Genomic DNA, 14936 nt, shown 5'->3' on the forward strand with positions numbered 1-14936 from the left:
GGACGGAGCAAATGCGCTTTACCAATGAAAACGGCGAAGTCATGAACCTGGCTGACAATCTCACCCTGCACGAGTTGCTCGATATGGGTGTCAGCATTTCGGTCAGTGAAGAGACCGATCCGGATCAGCAGATCTGGTTGGCAGAGCCGGATCAGGAGAACTGAGTCATCATTCGGCATCAAGCCCATCGCTGAGCGGTGGGCTTTTTTGTGGCTGTTTTTCCCCTCTGCGGAATGATCCGCTGGCCATTCCCCGACTTCCTTCCCTTTTGTCTCATGGTCGCTACGGCAAGTCATTGAATGTTAATAGCCGGTTGAAATGTATGACTGTTCTGGTCAGATAAAGCCGTGGACAAGCGTTATGAAGCGGGTTAAGTTGGTTTTTCACCCTATTTTCGGGTGAATGACGGAAAAATCCTTTTTTTCTACTGTCGACGGGGCTGAATTGGGCCGATCTGCATTCAGATAACAACAAGAAACGGATCGGGCCGTGCCGGGAAGCACGGCATCGTCGGCGGGATTCGCTAAACGGAGCAAAGCCTGGAGGGCTTTATCATGGAGATGTTATCAGGCGCCCAGATGGTGGTTAGAGCGCTGGAAGATCAGGGAGTTGAGCACGTCTTCGGCTACCCTGGTGGCTCAGTGCTCGACATCTATGACGCTCTCTTCGAAAACGGCAAGATGGAGCATGTCTTGGTGCGGCACGAGCAAGCCGCGGTTCACATGGCTGACGGTTACGCCCGTTCCACCGGCAAGGTGGGGACTGTGCTGGTAACGTCAGGCCCGGGAGCGACCAACTGCATTACCGGTATTGCCACCGCCTATATGGATTCCATTCCGCTGGTGATCCTCTCCGGCCAGGTGCCGACCAGCATGATCGGTGAGGATGCGTTCCAGGAGACCGACATGATCGGTATCTCCCGCCCGGTGGTGAAGCACAGCTTCCTGTGCAAGAAGGCGAGCGATATTCCCGAGGCCATCAAGAAGGCCTACTACATTGCCGCCAGCGGCCGCCCGGGGCCGGTGGTGGTGGATCTGCCCAAAGATGTGCAGAACCCGAAAGAGAAATTCCCCTACCAGTATCCCGAGACGGTCTCCCTGCGCTCCTACAACCCGACCAAGTCTGGCCATAAAGGGCAGATCAAGCGGGCAGCCAAGCTGCTGGTGGATGCCCAGCGCCCGGTGATGTACGTGGGTGGTGGCGCCATCAACGCCAATGCGGACCATCTGGTGACCAAACTGGCGGAGCTGCTGAACCTGCCGGTGACCACCACCCTGATGGGGCTGGGGGCCTTCTCCGGTGTCCATCCGCAATTTATCGGCATGCTGGGGATGCACGGCACCTTCGAAGCCAACAAGACCATGCACAACGCGGATCTCATCTTCGCCGTGGGTGCCCGCTTCGATGACCGCGTCACCAACAACGTGGCCAAGTTCTGCCCCAATGCCACCGTGGTTCATATCGATATCGACCCCACCTCCATCTCCAAGACGGTGCAGGCCCATGTGCCCATCGTCGGCTCGGTGGAAACCGTGCTGGAGCAGATGCTGGAAGTGATCCGCGAGTGTGGCTTCGATAACGACAAGGAGGCGCTGGCGGACTGGTGGAGCCAGATCAACCAGTGGCGCTCCCGTCACTGTCTGGCCTACGAAAAGTCGGCTACCCAGATCAAGCCGCAACAGGTTATCGAGACCCTTTACAAAGTGACTCAGGGTCAGGCGTTCGTCGCCTCCGACGTCGGTCAGCACCAGATGTTTGCTGCCCTCTACTACCCGTTTGCCAAACCGCGCCAGTGGATCAACTCAGGGGGCCTCGGCACCATGGGCTTTGGTATTCCGGCCGCCATGGGGGCCCAGTTTGCCAACCCGGATGCGGTGGTCTGCTGCGTCACCGGGGATGGCTCGGTGCAGATGAACATTCAGGAGCTTTCTACCTGCATGCAGTACGGGGTGCCCATCAAGATCATCTCCATCAACAACCGTGCACTGGGCATGGTCAAGCAGTGGCAGAAGATGTTCTACGGCGGCCGTCACAGCCACTCCTACATGGAGTCCCTGCCGGACTTCGTCAAACTGGCGGAAGCCTACGGCCACGTCGGTATCGCGGTGAGCGATCCGGCGGAGCTGGAGAGCGCCATGGAGAAGGCCTTCGCCATGAAGGATCGGCTGGTGTTCATGGATATCTCGGTCGACCCGGATGAGCACGTCTATCCGATGCAGATCAAGTTTGGTGCCATGGACGAGATGTGGCTGAGCAAGACGGAGAGAACCTGACGATGGAACATATTATTTCGGTCGTACCCAAGGAGCTCATGTTTGGTTCCATCAAGGACGAGATGTGGCTGAGCAAGGCGGGGGAAATATCATGAGACATATAATTTCCGTTCTGCTGGAGAACGAATCCGGCGCCCTGAGCCGCGTGGTGGGCCTCTTTTCCCAGCGCGGCTACAACATCGAGACCCTGACGGTGGCGCCGACCGAGGATCCCACCCTGTCGCGCATGACCATAGTCACCATGGGTGACGAGCGGGTGCTGGAGCAGATCCAGAAGCAGCTGCACAAGCTGGTGGATGTGCTCAAGGTGTGCGACCTGAGTGAAGGGGAGCATATCGAGCGGGAGATCGCGCTGGTCAAGGCGCGTGCCGCCGGTGGCGCCCGTGACGAGCTGAAACGGCTGGCAGATATCTTCCGTGGCCAGATCGTCGACGTCACCCCCGAGCAGTACACGGTACAGCTGGTGGGCACCAGCGAGAAGCTGGATGCCTTTATCAAGACTGCCGCCCAGACCAACGAGATCATCGAAGTGGTGCGCTCCGGCGTCTGCGGTATCTCCCGGGCGGACAAGGCGCTGCGGCCCTGATGGCTGGCGGGACAGCTGATGATGCGTCAGCTGCCGCAGAGTGAAAGGAAAGAGGGCTCTGCGGAGCCCTTTTTGTTTGGTTTTTCTTTACGATGGGGGGAGGGATGTTCGGTATTCATGATCTTGCACTGTTTATGGTCTCTGGGCTGCTGCTCAATATCATGCCGGGGCCCGACTCCTTGCTGGTCATGCTGCGCAGCGGTTCGCAAGGGTGGCGTGCCGGTTCGGTCGCGACCCTTGGCATCGGCACCGGTGTCATGGTGCATGTGTTGGCGGCGGCCCTCGGTCTGTCGGCCCTGCTCAGTGCCTCGGCCGAGTTGTTTGCCCTTATCAAGCTGGCTGGCGCCATCTACCTCATCTATCTGGGGTTCTCCCTGCTGCGCCAGCAGGCAACGGGGGCAATGGACGAAGGGGCCACCCTGCCTGCACTCTCCTATGGCCAGATTTACCGGCAGGGTGTGCTGACCAATGTGCTCAACCCCAAGGTCGCGCTTTTTTTCCTCGCCTTCGTGCCCCAGTTCATCGCACCGGATGCCCCCGACAAGGCGCTCGCCTTTATCTTGCTCGGTTGCATCTTCAATCTGGGCGGTATCATCTGGTGTCACTTGCTGGTCTTTACCACCGTCTATGCCAGCCACAGGGTACGGCTGTCACTGCGTCTCGGTCGCTGGCTCAAGCGGGGCATCGGCACCCTGTTTGTCGGGCTCGGGATCAAGCTGGCCAGCGACTAGCTCGCCGCTTTCTGACCTGGGGCAGATTATCGTGCGCCGCGCTGTGGTATGGTCGGCGGTTAGTTGCGGGGCCAGCCCCGCTCTCTCTTTTTCAGGTCAGCCCCACTGGCCGCAGCAGCGAGATCCCTTGCCCAGATGAACATCGCCCGGCTCAAGAACTTTACCGAGATTGTGAAGAACAACTTCAACATCTCGGCGACGGCGGAGAAGCTCTATACCTCCCAGCCGACCCTCAGCAAGCAGATGAAGATGCTGGAAGATGAGCTCGGGCTCGCCCTCTTTACCCGCAAGGGAAAGAATCTGGTCGGCTTGACCAGCGCAGGCGAGCAGGTGATGGAGTTGGCCAAGGGGGTAGTGGCGCAGGTGGAGCAGATCAACCAGCTGTCGCTCGGGGAGCAACTGGCTACCAGCGGGGTGCTGCGTATCGCCACCACCCACACCCAGGCGCGCTACAAGCTGCCAGCGGTGATTACCGAGTTCAGCCGTCGTTATCCCGATGTGGCGATCCAGCTCCATCAGGGGGCGCCAGCCCAACTGGCCCAGATGGTGCAAAGCGGCGATGTGGATATGGCGATCGCCACCGAGTCCATGTATCTGTTCGACGAGCTGGCCGCAGTGCCCTGTTATCGCTGGGGGCGCAGCGTGGTGGTGCCCCACGGTCATCCGTTGATCGACTGCCAGCCGCTCTCGATGGCCGATCTGGCTCGTTATCCCCTCATCACCTATGTATTCGGCTTTACCGGCCGTTCCAAGATGGACAAGGCCTTCAGCCGCCACGGCCTGTCGCCGAAAACCGTGCTGACCGCTACCGATACCGATGTGATCAAGCACTACGTCCGGCTTGGTATGGGGGTCGGGGTGATTGCCAGCGTGGCCTTCGACGAGGGGGACAGGGAGGATCTGGTGAGCCTCAACATCGACCACCTGATCGCCTCGAGCGCCACCCACATCTGCCTGCGCAAGCATGCCCATCTGCGCGACTACATGTACGACTTTATCCACCTCTACGCCCCCCATATCAGCCGGGAGACGGTGCAGCTGCACCTTATCAACCAGCCGCCCGCTACCAATATGGCGGAGTTGCCGTGGCTCTAACCGCGGGGTGTCTGCCGCGTACAGAGCAAAAATACAGAGACAAAAAAAGAGAGGCCTTGGCCTCTCTTCTGGTTTTATCGGTATACGGGATTAAGCGCTGTGGGTCGCCAGATTGATAAAGATCTGGGCTCCGACCAGCAGGCAATCGTCATCCAGATAGTAGGGATTCGCATGCAGGTAGTTGCAGATCCCCTTGGCCTGACAGCCGCTGCCGAGGAAGAACATGGCCCCCTTGCGGCCACGGCAGGCGTTGACCATGTAGCTGAAATCTTCGCTGCCGGTCATCGGCTGACCCTGAGCGTTGATCCCCTCAGAGGGTAATACGTCGGCGGCCGCTAGCAGCAGACGGGCGCAGGCATCGGCGTGGTTCTCGACCGCTGGATACCCGGCATAGACCATCTTGGTCTTGAAGCCGCGCAGTTCGCTCTGGGCCACGATCTCCTTGAAGCTGTTCTTCAGGATCTGGTCGGTCTCGGCATCCATGGCACGGATGGTGCCACGCGCCTGCACATGGTCGGCGATGGCGTTGGGGATGGTGCCGCCGTTGATCATGCCGCAGCCGAATACCGCCGGGCTGAACGGACTGGTGCGTTTGGCAACGATGTAGTCCATATCCTCGATGATCCGCACCGCTTCGCGGATGGCATCCAGCCCCTTGTGGGGGGTCGAGCCGTGGGCTGAGATACCGTGCACATCCAGTGTCCAGGCGGAGCCCCAGGAGGACATGACACCGTGGTTGAACTTGATGGTGCCGGTTTCCATGGCGCCGTCGTTATGGAGGGCATAGACCTCGTCCACCCCCTTCATGCAGCCCAGCTCCACCATCTTCTCGGCGCCCGGTACCCGCATGTCCTCTTCCGCCATCTGGAAGATAAAGCGGACGTTGTACTGCAGGCGATCGCGGTTGGCGGCCAGAAACTTGGCTGCGGTCAGAGCGATCGCCATATGGGAGTCGTGACCGCAGTTGTGAGCCATTCCCTCATGGGTTGACTTGAACGCAACGTCGCTCATGTCGTGCATCTCGAGGCCATCCATGTCGGCCCGGAAGGCGATGGTCGGCAGCACAGGATCAACCACCAGATCGCCGTGAAAACCGGTGAAGCCCGGGTAGTCGGTGAGGCGGTAGCCAAAGCTTGCCATCAGCTCGCGGCAGTAGGCCGAGGTCTTGAACTCGACGCCGGAGGCCTCCGGAATGGTGTGTAGGTGGTGGCGTACTTCGTGGCTGAAGTCGCGCAGGGCCAGCAGGGCCGCTTCAATGTGGATGTTGTTCATCAGATGATCCCTTGCATGGAGAAGCCGATCTGGGCAACCAGCGAGGCGCCGAAGAAGCAGCAGGTGGAGACGATCATGAAGATCAGAATGACTTTCCAGGACATCTTCTTCAGCTCTTCCAGCTGACCGCCCACCGAGAGACCGGCAAAAGCCAGCAGCGGTACGCAGCAGGAGAGGAAGGAGATCTTGGCAACTGCGTCGATAAAGAGACCGCGCACCGGGGTCTCCGGCAGGCAGATGAGAATGCCGATGATGGTGGCATAGGCAAACGCCGGCAGGGAGGAGGGCAGGTAGCGCTTGGCAATCAGCGAAGCGAACACCACCAGCGACATGGCGATGAAGCTGTCACCCATCAGCCAGAGCGGGGTGCCGGTGGTCAGGGTTTGGGTAAACATGGCCAGCAGGATCGCCAGAAAGACGAACCGCATATCCATTACGACGCTTTTCATGCTTTCTCTCCTTTAGCGGTCAGGGCATAGATTTTTTCAGCGAGCGGCAGACCCAGATAGGTGAGGGAAAGCGCGCCAAGAGCCGAGGAGAGCAGGTTCGAGGCTGCCGCGATGCTCAGCACCTGCTGAGCCAGTGCTTCGTCGAGACCGTTGATCAGGGCGCCTGAGGCGGCACTCAGCATGGAGCCTGAGCCCACACCGGAGCCGGCAGCCAGCGCCAGCGGGTGCAGACCGGTGAGCGGGGCGATACTGCCCAGCACGCTGAACCAGAGGGTGCCGATAACGGAGCCGCACAGGTAGATGGCCAGCACGCCGATGTACTCCTGAGAGCCGGTGCCGAACTTGCCCTGAATTACCGCGACGGATGGCTCACGGCTGATGGAGGAGCAGGCCCCGATGGCGCGACGGCCAAAGCCGAACTTCACCGCCAGCGGGATGGCGATCAGGATCGGCAGCAGGTTGCCAATCTCCTGCAGGAACAGCGGCACGCCGACGCTAAGGATCATCTTCAGGTTGGGGATGATCATCCCCGCATACTGGGTGCCCAGGATCAGCAGGCTGAAGCCCACCATCTTGCCGCAGAACCCCTCTTCTTTTTCGGTGAAGAGCTGCTTCCAGCCGGGGATGCGATCCTTGACCGGTTTGGCGGAGACAATCATGCCGATGATCACGGCAAAGAGCATCGGCAGGATCGGGATGATGGCGATGCCGATCTTGATCTCCTGTTTGCCTATCAGGTACTGGGCCACAAAGATCAGCATGGCGGTTGCCAATATGCTGACCGTGACCGTCTTGAGGGGGCTGGTTTGCTGCATAGTTTTTTCTCTTGTTATTCCCATGTGTGGCCATCGTCAGGATTGTCCAGACCGATGATGGGGGCATGATAGGGAGGGTCGCGGGGGAGGAATGTGACCTTCATCAAGCTGGCCATATGGCATTTTTTCATGGGGTATGCCCTTTAACCCTATGGATACCAAGGATTAAAGGCCGTTAACAGAACGTCAGCATTGGCAGGACAAGATAAGCAAACAGGAGGGAAATGGTGACACCGCCCCGCAGGGCGGTGACGCGGATCAGACGGGCGTTTTGAGCCGTGCACTGCGCAGCAGCAGGGGAAGCTGGTAGAGCACCAGAGCGCCGAGCACCAGTCCGGCACCGGCCAGTTTGGCGCCGCCGAGGGGTTCGCTGTAGAAGAGGGTGCTCAGCAGCAGGGTCCAGACCGGTTCCAGCAGCATCATCAGGGCGGCGTGGGCGGTGGTCATCCTGCTCAATGCATGGGTGAGCAGCCAGTAGCGCAATGTGGTGGCGATCAAGACGCTCGCCACAAACCAGCCCCATATGCCGTGGCTGACTCCAGCCTCGGGCCACTGTTCGGTCAGCAGGGAGAGCTGGGTGCCGAGCAGGCCGGTCATCGCCAGCTGGATGCAGGTGAGCCAGGTGGGGGCAATGGATTGGGCGAAGTGGCGATGGACAGCAAGCTGGATGCCGAGGGTGGTGGCTGCCGCCAGAAACCAGAACAGCGAAAGCGACACGCCCCAGTGGGTACTGCTGGAGAGCAGCAGCAAACCGGCGATGGCGATGGGCAGGGTGAGCCAGTAGTGGCGGCCGGGCTTGGCTCGAAAGGCTCCCCAGGCGGCCAGCGGGGCCATCAGGGTGGCGACGCTCATGATAAAGGCGCCGCTGCCCAGTGCATCGCTCTGGCTGATGGCGGTGACCCACAGCAACAGGCTGGCACCGAGCAATGTGCCGCAGCCGGCGGCGCGCGCCAGCTGGGCTCGGGTCGGCGGCGGTTCACGCAGCCAGGCGAGGGGGAGCAGCAGCAGGGCGGCCAGCAGGAAGCGGCTGCCGATAAAGGCGGCAGGGGGCAGTTCGCGGATCGCCTCTTTCGAGAAGAGCCAGCCAGCGGCGGCCAGCAGGGTGACCAGTACCATCAGCAGCAGGGGAGTGCGGTTCATCGGGGTCGCCATGGTGAAATGGAGGGGAGAGCATAAAGGAAAGGCGCCAGGTATTGCTACCTGGCGCCTTTCGCATCTGCCTTGAACCGCCGTCGCGGCTCGCGGCCAGCAATCAGTTCATGCCGTAACGCTTGAGCTTCTTGCGCAGGGTGCCACGGTTGATACCCATCATCACGGCAGCGCGAGTCTGGTTACCACGGGTGTACTGCATGATCACGTCCAGCATCGGCGCTTCGACTTCGGAGAGAACCATATCGTACAGATCAATCACTTCCTGACCGTTCAACTGGGCCAGGTAGTTACGCAGGGCCTGTTGCACAGAGTCACGCAGGGGGCGCTGGGTCGGCTCGGCAGCGTGATTGTGAGTAGTTGTTACCAATGCATCAGAAGTCAGGGTTTGTTCGAACATATTCGGTCGGCTCTTTAGTTATCTTGTTAACCTAATCCATCGAAATACGCTTCGAGTGCCTCAAGTTGCGCGTCTGCGCAATCCAGGGCATTGAAGTGCTTACGGAATTCTCGGCCCGTCTCTTCTTCATCCAGATACCAGCCCACGTGTTTACGGGCTATGCGCGCTCCCAGATATGCACCATAAAACCGGTGCAGGTTGGTTACATGCTCGTTCATCAGGGTGCGAACCTCTTCCCTCTCGGGAGGCGGCAGCTTGGTGCCCGTCTCAAGAAAATGACGGATTTCCCGGAAAATCCAGGGTCGTCCTTGCGCAGCTCGGCCGATCATCACGGCGTCAACACCGGTATAGTCGAGGACATACCGGGCTTTTTCCGGGCTGTTGATGTCACCATTGGCGACAACAGGAATCGATACGGCCTGCTTAATCGCCCTGATCGTGTCGTACTCCGCTTCGCCCTTGTAGAGGCAGGCACGGGTACGACCATGCACGGCAAGGGCCGCGATACCGCAATCTTCGGCGATTCGGGCGATCTCCACGCCATTGCGGTTATCCGGATCCCATCCTGTGCGGATCTTCAAGGTGACAGGTACCTCCACTGCATCCACCACGGCCCGGCAAATTGCTTTGACCTGATCGGGGGCACGCAGCAGGGCAGAACCTGCCAACTTCTTATTCACTTTTTTTGCCGGACATCCCATGTTGATGTCGACGATCTGTGCGCCCTGCTCCACGTTGTAGCGGGCAGCAAACGCCATCATCTCGGGGTCGGCCCCGGCAATCTGGACCGATCGCAATCCGCCTTCTGCAGAGTGATCCATCCTCATCCGGGTTTTCTGGGTATCCCAGACATCCGGGTTGGCCAGCAGCATCTCGGAAACGGCCATGCCAGCCCCCAATCGCAAACAAAGTTCACGGAATGGTCGGTCAGTTACACCGGCCATGGGAGCCACAATCAAGGGAGTTTCAAGCGTGTGGGGACCTATCTGCATTCCACGGTTACCATCGGCTTAGGGCGGCGTATATTACGCATTTTTTAGGCAGGAGAAAAGGTTAGTATTTGAGCGTCAGCCATTTTTTTCTGAAAAAAACGTCGCGCCAAGGCTTGCAAATTCTGGAGTTATTGAAAAACGGCCAGATTGCCGGAGAGTGAGCGCTGTACCATTCGGGTCGGACGCCTGCATAATTGTCAGTCCACTTGCAGGCCCGCTTTGCGTTATGATAGCTGGCTTAAATCGAGCAAATGCTCCAAACATTTATGCAACAAAAGCGGATTGGGGATCTATGACGTCAAGGTTCATTAAATCACTCTGGCCGTGTCTGATGGGGGCCGTGCTGGGGTCGGCGCAGGCGCAAACCATCAGTTTTGGCGAAGCCTGGACCCGGGTCATCCAGCAGGATGAAGGGCTGGCTGCCGAGCAGGCTGGGGTCGATCGGGCCAAACAGCTGCGTGAGGCGGCCAAGGACATGTATCTGCCCAAAGTGGATCTGGGGGCCAGCTATACCCATCTTGATCAGCCGATTGAACTCGACATGATGGATCTCAACCCCATCGCCAACCATCCGGAGATGCTCAAGGCGCTGCAGCAGCTCCTGGGCGGCTTGCCGATCCCGCATCTTACCCCCAATGACTTCGTTACCCCCCTGACCAAACAGAATGTGGTGAGCAGCTCGGTCAAGATGCTCTGGCCGTTGTTTGCCGGTGGTCGCATCGATGCGGCGCAGGATATCCGCCAGGCGCAGGTGAGCGAGGCGCAGCAGTTGCTGGTGCTCAAGCAGCAATCCACCTTCGAGAGCCTCTCCCAGACCTATTTCGGCGTGGTGCTGGCTGCTCAGGTGGTGCAGACCAAACAGGAGATCGAAGAGGGGCTCGCCCACCATCTGGATCACGCCAAGAAGCTCGAAGTGCAGGGCCAGATCGCCAGGGTGGAGCGTCTCTCCGCCCAGTCGGCCTATGACAGAGCGCGCATCGATACCCAGAAGGCGCGCCGCAGCCTCGAGATCGCCGAGCTGGCCCTTGGCCGCATGCTGAAGTTGCCAAATGCCCAGCCGGGCAGCGGCCTGTTCGTCAACAAGGAGCTGCCGCGCCTCGAGGGGTTGGTGAGCCAGACCCTGGAGGTGCACCCCGGTCTCAAGCTGCTCACTGCCAAGAAGGAGCAGGCCAAGGGGCTGATCCGGGTCGAGCAGGGCAAATATGCCCCTGAGGTGTTCCTGTTCGGCAACTACAACCTCTATGAAGATGATTCGCTCGCCTCCAAGACCGCGCCGGACTGGCTGGTGGGGGTGGGGGTCAGCATGCCGCTGGTGAGCCGTGATGGCCGCTCCGAGACGGTGCAGGCCGCCAAGAGCGCCGAGCTGCAGGTCAATCTGCTGCAGGCCAAGACCCGCCAGGATCTGGAGTTGCTGGTAGAGAAGACCTGGCGCGAAGCGGCGCAGGGGCTGGAGGAGTATCAATCCCTCTCTTCCACCCAGGCGTTGGCAGAGGAGAACGTGCTGCTGCGGGACAAGGCCTTCGGGCAGGGGCTCTCTACCTCCCTTGATGTGGTGGATGCCCAGAACCAGCTGGCGGGGGTCAAGACCCAACGTGCGGCGGCGGCCTATCAATATGTGGTGTCGCTGGCCCGCCTGCTGGCGCTCTCCGGCCAGATGAACAGTTTCAATCAATATCAGCACGGTCAGGTGATCGAGGTGAGCTCATGATCGCACTCCAGTCCGTTCCTTTTTCTATCTCTGTTTCGACCGCCAAGGGTCGCCCGTTTGTCGAGGTGAAGTGATGAGCCATCCCCCCATCAAAAAGAAGATGAGCCAGGGTAAACCGCTGTTGTTGCCGCTGGCGCTGGTGATCCTGGTGGTCTGGCTCGGCTGGCGCTTCTGGCTCGCCTATCAACCCGAGCCGGTTCATCTGCAAGGGCAGATTGAAGCGCAGCAATATTCGGTCTCCTCCAAGGTGCCGGGTCGCATCGACGAAGTGTTGGTGAAAAAGGGCGATCAGCTGGCCAAGGATCAGCTGGTCTTTACCCTGGCGAGCCCCGAGATCGAAGCCAAGCTGAGCCAGGCCAAGGCCGGTGAGGCCGCAGCGGGTGCGTTGGCGCAAGAGGCTGAGAAAGGGGCCCGAGCCCAGCAGATCGCCGCTGCCAAGGATCAGTGGCAAAAAGCCAAGGCTGCAGCCCAGCTGCGTGGCAAGACCTATGAGAGGGTTGCCAGTCTGCACCGCGACGGCGTAATGCCCCTGCAAAAGCGAGACGAAGCCTGGACCGCCTGGCAAGCCGCCCGCTACAGCGAAGGGATGGCGTGGCAGCAATATCAGATGGCGCTGGAAGGGGCGCGGGAAGAGACCAAGATCGCCGCCCGCGAGAAGGCCAAGATGGCGGCCGGTTCGGTGGCCGAGGTTGAGGCCTATCTGGCCGATACCCGTATCGTCAGCCCCCACTCAGGCGAGGTAAGCCAGGTGCTGCTGCGCAGCGGCGAGCTGGCGCCCCAAGGCTTCCCGGTGGTGACCCTGCTCGACATGAGCGATGCCTGGGCCCAGTTCCACGTGCGCGAGGATCTGCTGCCCCGCTTCCCGGTCGGTACCGAGTTCGATGCCCGCATCCCGGGCCTTGGCGACCAGACCGTACGCTTCAAGGTGACCCATGTGGCCGTGATGGGGGATTTTGCCACCTGGCGCGCTACCGATACCCGTCAGGGCTTCGACATGAAGAGCTTCCAGGTAGAGGCTCGCCCGCTGCAACCGGTTGAGGGGCTGCGGGTTGGCATGAGTGTGCTGGTTGAACTCTGATGGGACGTGAATTTCGGCTGCTGTGGCAGGATCCATTCAGTCGTGCCCTGATGAGCTGGGTGCCGCTGCTGCTGATGGGGATCCTCTGCTGGATCTTCTCGGCAGGGTTGGCCCGCGACCTCAAGGTAGGGCTGGTGGATCTCGACCACAGCGTGCTCTCGCGCCAGCTCGCCTTCTCGCTGGATGGCTCGGCCGGGCTCAAGGTCGCGCAACAGTTTGACTCCACCGATGCCGGGGCGCACGCCCTGCGCGGTGGCGACATCTATGCGCTGGTGGTGATCCCCAACCATCTGGAGCGGGATGCCCGTCAGGGCACCCAGCCGCAGGTGACGGTGTTCAACAACGGCCAGTTCATCCTGATCGCCAAGCTGGTCAACTCGGCGCTGGCGCAGGTGGTAGGTACCCTTAACGGTCAGGTCGGCGTGCTGGAGGCGATGGCCGATGGCAAGGCACTGCCCGGCGCGCTCGGGCAGTCGGTGCCCATCAGCAGTCAGGTGACGGCGCTCTATAACCTCAACTCCAGCTACGCCCAGTTTCTGCTGAGCGCCATTCTGCCAGCCGTATGGCAGATCCTGGTGGTGCTGTTCGGCCTCAATGCGCTGGCCCGTACCGATCGGCTGGGGCTGGACTGGACCACGCGCGGTGTCTGGTTTGGTCTCTGGCGTACCCTGCTGCCCCACGTGCTGATTGGCTGGGGCTGGGGGATTGTCTGGACGCAGCTGCTGTTCAAGGGCTTCTCCTACCCCATGCACGGCAGCTGGCTGGTGCTGGTGGTGGGTCTGGGGCTGGCCTCGGCCGCCTGCGTTACCATGGGGGCCTTCTTTTACGGCATCATTCGGGATCCGGCCCGCGCCCTGTCGCTGGCGGGGGCTTACACTGCGCCCGGTTTTGCCTTTATGGGAGTCACCTTTCCGGTGAGCGCCATGGGGGATTTCGCCCGCTTCTGGCGCAGCCTGTTGCCGGTCTCTCACTATGTGGAGCTGCAGATTGGCCAGAGCAACTACGGTCTGCCCCTCGCATCGGCGCTACCGCAACTGGGGGCTCTGCTGCTGTTCCTGCTCCCCCTGCTGCTGGTGGTGCGTCGTTACAAGCAGCAGGCCGAGCTGTCCCGTCAATCAGCCGCAGTGGCGAGCGCCGAAAAGGAGCCTGAGTGATGCTGGGATTTGTCGATCTGTTGCGCCTAGAGCTGCGCACCCTGCTGGCGGATCGTGCCATCATGCTCACCCTGTTTGGCGGGGTGATCTTCTACTCGTTTCTCTATCCCCAGCCCTATCTGCATCAGCTGCCGCGGGAAGAGGCGGTGGTGGTGGTCAACGAGGATGGCAGTCAGTTGTCCCGTCAGCTGGAATTTATGGCCGATGCCACGCCGCAGGTAAAGCTGGTGGCGCGAGCCAATTCGCTGGCCGAGGCGCGCCAGCTGATGATGGCCGGGGAGGCGAGCGGGATCCTGCACATTCCCAACCACTTCTATCGGGACCTGATGCTGGGCAAGAGCGTCACCCTGAGCTATGCCGGTGATGCCTCCTACTTTCTGGTCTACGGCACCATTGCCGAAGGACTGGCACAGGCTGGGGGGACCCTCGCTGCGCAGGTGAAGGTGGCGCGGCTGCTGAGCCATGGCGAGGCACTGCCGCAAGCAGCCATGGGCTGGAACGCGGTGGCCCTCAACGTGGTACCGGTGTTCAACCCCACCATGGGCTATGTGAATTACGTGGTGCCGGCGGTGTTCGTGCTGATCCTCCATCAGGTGTTGCTGATGGGGGCGGGGATCCTGGGGGCGACCCAGAACCAGCGCAGTTGCCGCGGCGAGCATGGGTACTGGCAAAGCGCGCCGGTGTTGCCGCTGCTGCTGGCCAGAACTCTGGTGCTGGCGGGGTTGTTCCTGCTGCCGGTGAGCTACTTCCTCGGCTTCTGCTTCGATCACTACAACATCGCCCGTCATGCCGATCCGCTGGAGTTGTGGCTGTTCGCCCTGCCGTTCCTGCTGGCGACCTGCTGGTTCGGTATTGTGCTGGGCGCCATCTTTACCCGGCGGGATCTGCCCACTCAGGTGGTGCTGGTCTCCTCCCTGCCGCTGGTCTTTCTGGCGGGCTTTATCTGGCCGCTCGAGCTGATCCCGGCGCCTCTTAACTGGCTGGCTCAGTGGGTGCCCACTATCCCCGCTATCGAGGGTTTTCTGCGCCTTAACCAGATGGGGGCCGACTTTGCGCAGGTTTCCCGTTACTGGTGGCAGCTGTGGGGTCTGGCGCTACTCTACGGCGCGCTGGCCTGCCTGCTGCTGCGTTGGCGGCAGCAGTCACTGCCGGTGGCCAGTCAGCCGGTCGTACAGAGTGAGACGACCGCCGGTTAAGCGGGATGGTGCAAGCGCCCGTGAGATGGCGTGTGCGG

At 60.7% G+C, this 14936-nt stretch carries 15 protein-coding genes; 9 read left to right on the top strand and 6 right to left on the bottom strand.

Features of this window, described 5'->3' with window-relative positions:
- Nucleotides 1-11: 11 nt before the first annotated feature.
- The 5 genes from I6L47_RS17695 to I6L47_RS17715 all read left to right on the top strand — a co-directional run bounded on the left by I6L47_RS17695 (nt 12) and on the right by I6L47_RS17715 (nt 4685).
- Complete coding sequence (locus tag I6L47_RS17695) at nt 12-164, top strand: hypothetical protein (protein WP_005339147.1); 153 nt, start codon at nt 12-14, stop codon at nt 162-164.
- A gap of 390 nt (nt 165-554) precedes the next feature.
- Nucleotides 555-2273, top strand: a complete 1719-nt coding sequence (locus I6L47_RS17700) for an acetolactate synthase 3 large subunit (protein WP_043823044.1) — start codon at nt 555-557, stop codon at nt 2271-2273.
- 91 nt (nt 2274-2364) lie between these two features.
- A complete protein-coding gene (gene ilvN, locus I6L47_RS17705; RefSeq protein ID WP_005311605.1) occupies nt 2365-2859 on the top strand; it encodes an acetolactate synthase small subunit in 495 nt (164 codons plus the stop codon).
- A gap of 104 nt (nt 2860-2963) precedes the next feature.
- On the top strand, nt 2964-3590 hold the full coding sequence (locus I6L47_RS17710; protein WP_216947987.1) for a LysE family translocator: 627 nt from the start codon (nt 2964-2966) through the stop codon (nt 3588-3590).
- 135 nt (nt 3591-3725) lie between these two features.
- Nucleotides 3726-4685, top strand: coding sequence for a LysR substrate-binding domain-containing protein (locus I6L47_RS17715; protein WP_216947988.1), 960 nt, complete (start codon nt 3726-3728; stop codon nt 4683-4685).
- A gap of 90 nt (nt 4686-4775) precedes the next feature.
- Here I6L47_RS17715 and I6L47_RS17720 read toward each other — a convergent pair whose 3' ends face one another.
- From I6L47_RS17720 to dusB, 6 genes are all read right to left on the bottom strand, one after another.
- Nucleotides 4776-5957, bottom strand: a complete 1182-nt coding sequence (locus I6L47_RS17720) for a M20 family metallopeptidase (protein ID WP_064338748.1) — start codon at nt 5955-5957, stop codon at nt 4776-4778.
- Entirely contained in the window at nt 5957-6406 is a 450-nt protein-coding gene (locus tag I6L47_RS17725; protein ID WP_216947989.1) for a hypothetical protein, read from the bottom strand. The genes I6L47_RS17720 and I6L47_RS17725 overlap by 1 nt, the downstream gene beginning before the upstream one ends.
- Nucleotides 6403-7221 carry a DUF3100 domain-containing protein gene (locus I6L47_RS17730; RefSeq protein WP_005339140.1) on the bottom strand — a complete coding sequence of 273 codons (819 nt, stop codon included), beginning with the start codon at nt 7219-7221 and terminating at the stop codon, nt 6403-6405. The genes I6L47_RS17725 and I6L47_RS17730 overlap by 4 nt, the downstream gene beginning before the upstream one ends.
- 258 nt (nt 7222-7479) lie before the next feature.
- Entirely contained in the window at nt 7480-8361 is an 882-nt protein-coding gene (locus tag I6L47_RS17735; protein WP_216947990.1) for a DMT family transporter, read from the bottom strand.
- A 112-nt stretch (nt 8362-8473) separates the two neighbouring features.
- Complete coding sequence (gene fis / locus I6L47_RS17740) at nt 8474-8770, bottom strand: DNA-binding transcriptional regulator Fis (RefSeq protein WP_005309538.1); 297 nt, start codon at nt 8768-8770, stop codon at nt 8474-8476.
- 26 nt (nt 8771-8796) lie between these two features.
- Nucleotides 8797-9762, bottom strand: a complete 966-nt coding sequence (gene dusB, locus I6L47_RS17745; protein WP_019445016.1) for a tRNA dihydrouridine synthase DusB — start codon at nt 9760-9762, stop codon at nt 8797-8799.
- Nucleotides 9763-10054: 292 nt separating this feature from the next.
- Between dusB and I6L47_RS17750 the strand changes: the two genes are divergently transcribed.
- The 4 genes from I6L47_RS17750 (at nt 10055) to I6L47_RS17765 (ending at nt 14898) form a co-directional block, all read left to right on the top strand.
- Nucleotides 10055-11470: a TolC family protein gene (locus I6L47_RS17750; RefSeq protein WP_216947991.1), complete on the top strand. Its 1416-nt coding sequence runs from the start codon at nt 10055-10057 to the stop codon at nt 11468-11470.
- Nucleotides 11471-11543: 73 nt separating this feature from the next.
- A complete protein-coding gene (locus I6L47_RS17755; protein ID WP_088870106.1) occupies nt 11544-12548 on the top strand; it encodes an HlyD family secretion protein in 1005 nt (334 codons plus the stop codon).
- The gene (locus I6L47_RS17760) at nt 12548-13702 is read left to right on the top strand and encodes an ABC transporter permease (RefSeq protein ID WP_216947992.1); all 1155 of its coding nucleotides are present in this window, start codon (nt 12548-12550) and stop codon (nt 13700-13702) included. Before I6L47_RS17755 ends, I6L47_RS17760 begins: the two co-directional genes overlap by 1 nt.
- Entirely contained in the window at nt 13702-14898 is a 1197-nt protein-coding gene (locus tag I6L47_RS17765; protein WP_216947993.1) for an ABC transporter permease, read from the top strand. The genes I6L47_RS17760 and I6L47_RS17765 overlap by 1 nt, the downstream gene beginning before the upstream one ends.
- Nucleotides 14899-14936: the final 38 nt, after the last annotated feature.

It is taken from the genome of Aeromonas sp. FDAARGOS 1417, assembly GCF_019046985.1.
In the GTDB taxonomy this organism is placed as follows: domain Bacteria; phylum Pseudomonadota; class Gammaproteobacteria; order Enterobacterales; family Aeromonadaceae; genus Aeromonas; species Aeromonas veronii.

Excerpts from the sequence above, each read along its gene's own strand:
- I6L47_RS17695 (WP_005339147.1), top strand. The coding sequence starts at position 12 with ATGCGCTTTACCAATGAAAACGGCGAAGTCATGAACCTGGCTGACAAT.
- I6L47_RS17700 (WP_043823044.1), top strand. The coding sequence starts at position 555 with ATGGAGATGTTATCAGGCGCCCAGATGGTGGTTAGAGCGCTGGAAGAT.
- ilvN (WP_005311605.1), top strand. The coding sequence starts at position 2,365 with ATGAGACATATAATTTCCGTTCTGCTGGAGAACGAATCCGGCGCCCTG.
- I6L47_RS17710 (WP_216947987.1), top strand. The coding sequence starts at position 2,964 with ATGTTCGGTATTCATGATCTTGCACTGTTTATGGTCTCTGGGCTGCTG.
- I6L47_RS17715 (WP_216947988.1), top strand. The coding sequence starts at position 3,726 with ATGAACATCGCCCGGCTCAAGAACTTTACCGAGATTGTGAAGAACAAC.
- I6L47_RS17720 (WP_064338748.1), bottom strand. The coding sequence starts at position 5,957 with ATGAACAACATCCACATTGAAGCGGCCCTGCTGGCCCTGCGCGACTTC.
- I6L47_RS17725 (WP_216947989.1), bottom strand. The coding sequence starts at position 6,406 with ATGAAAAGCGTCGTAATGGATATGCGGTTCGTCTTTCTGGCGATCCTG.
- I6L47_RS17730 (WP_005339140.1), bottom strand. The coding sequence starts at position 7,221 with ATGCAGCAAACCAGCCCCCTCAAGACGGTCACGGTCAGCATATTGGCA.
- I6L47_RS17735 (WP_216947990.1), bottom strand. The coding sequence starts at position 8,361 with ATGAACCGCACTCCCCTGCTGCTGATGGTACTGGTCACCCTGCTGGCC.
- fis (WP_005309538.1), bottom strand. The coding sequence starts at position 8,770 with ATGTTCGAACAAACCCTGACTTCTGATGCATTGGTAACAACTACTCAC.
- dusB (WP_019445016.1), bottom strand. The coding sequence starts at position 9,762 with ATGCAGATAGGTCCCCACACGCTTGAAACTCCCTTGATTGTGGCTCCC.
- I6L47_RS17750 (WP_216947991.1), top strand. The coding sequence starts at position 10,055 with ATGACGTCAAGGTTCATTAAATCACTCTGGCCGTGTCTGATGGGGGCC.
- I6L47_RS17755 (WP_088870106.1), top strand. The coding sequence starts at position 11,544 with ATGAGCCATCCCCCCATCAAAAAGAAGATGAGCCAGGGTAAACCGCTG.
- I6L47_RS17760 (WP_216947992.1), top strand. The coding sequence starts at position 12,548 with ATGGGACGTGAATTTCGGCTGCTGTGGCAGGATCCATTCAGTCGTGCC.
- I6L47_RS17765 (WP_216947993.1), top strand. The coding sequence starts at position 13,702 with ATGCTGGGATTTGTCGATCTGTTGCGCCTAGAGCTGCGCACCCTGCTG.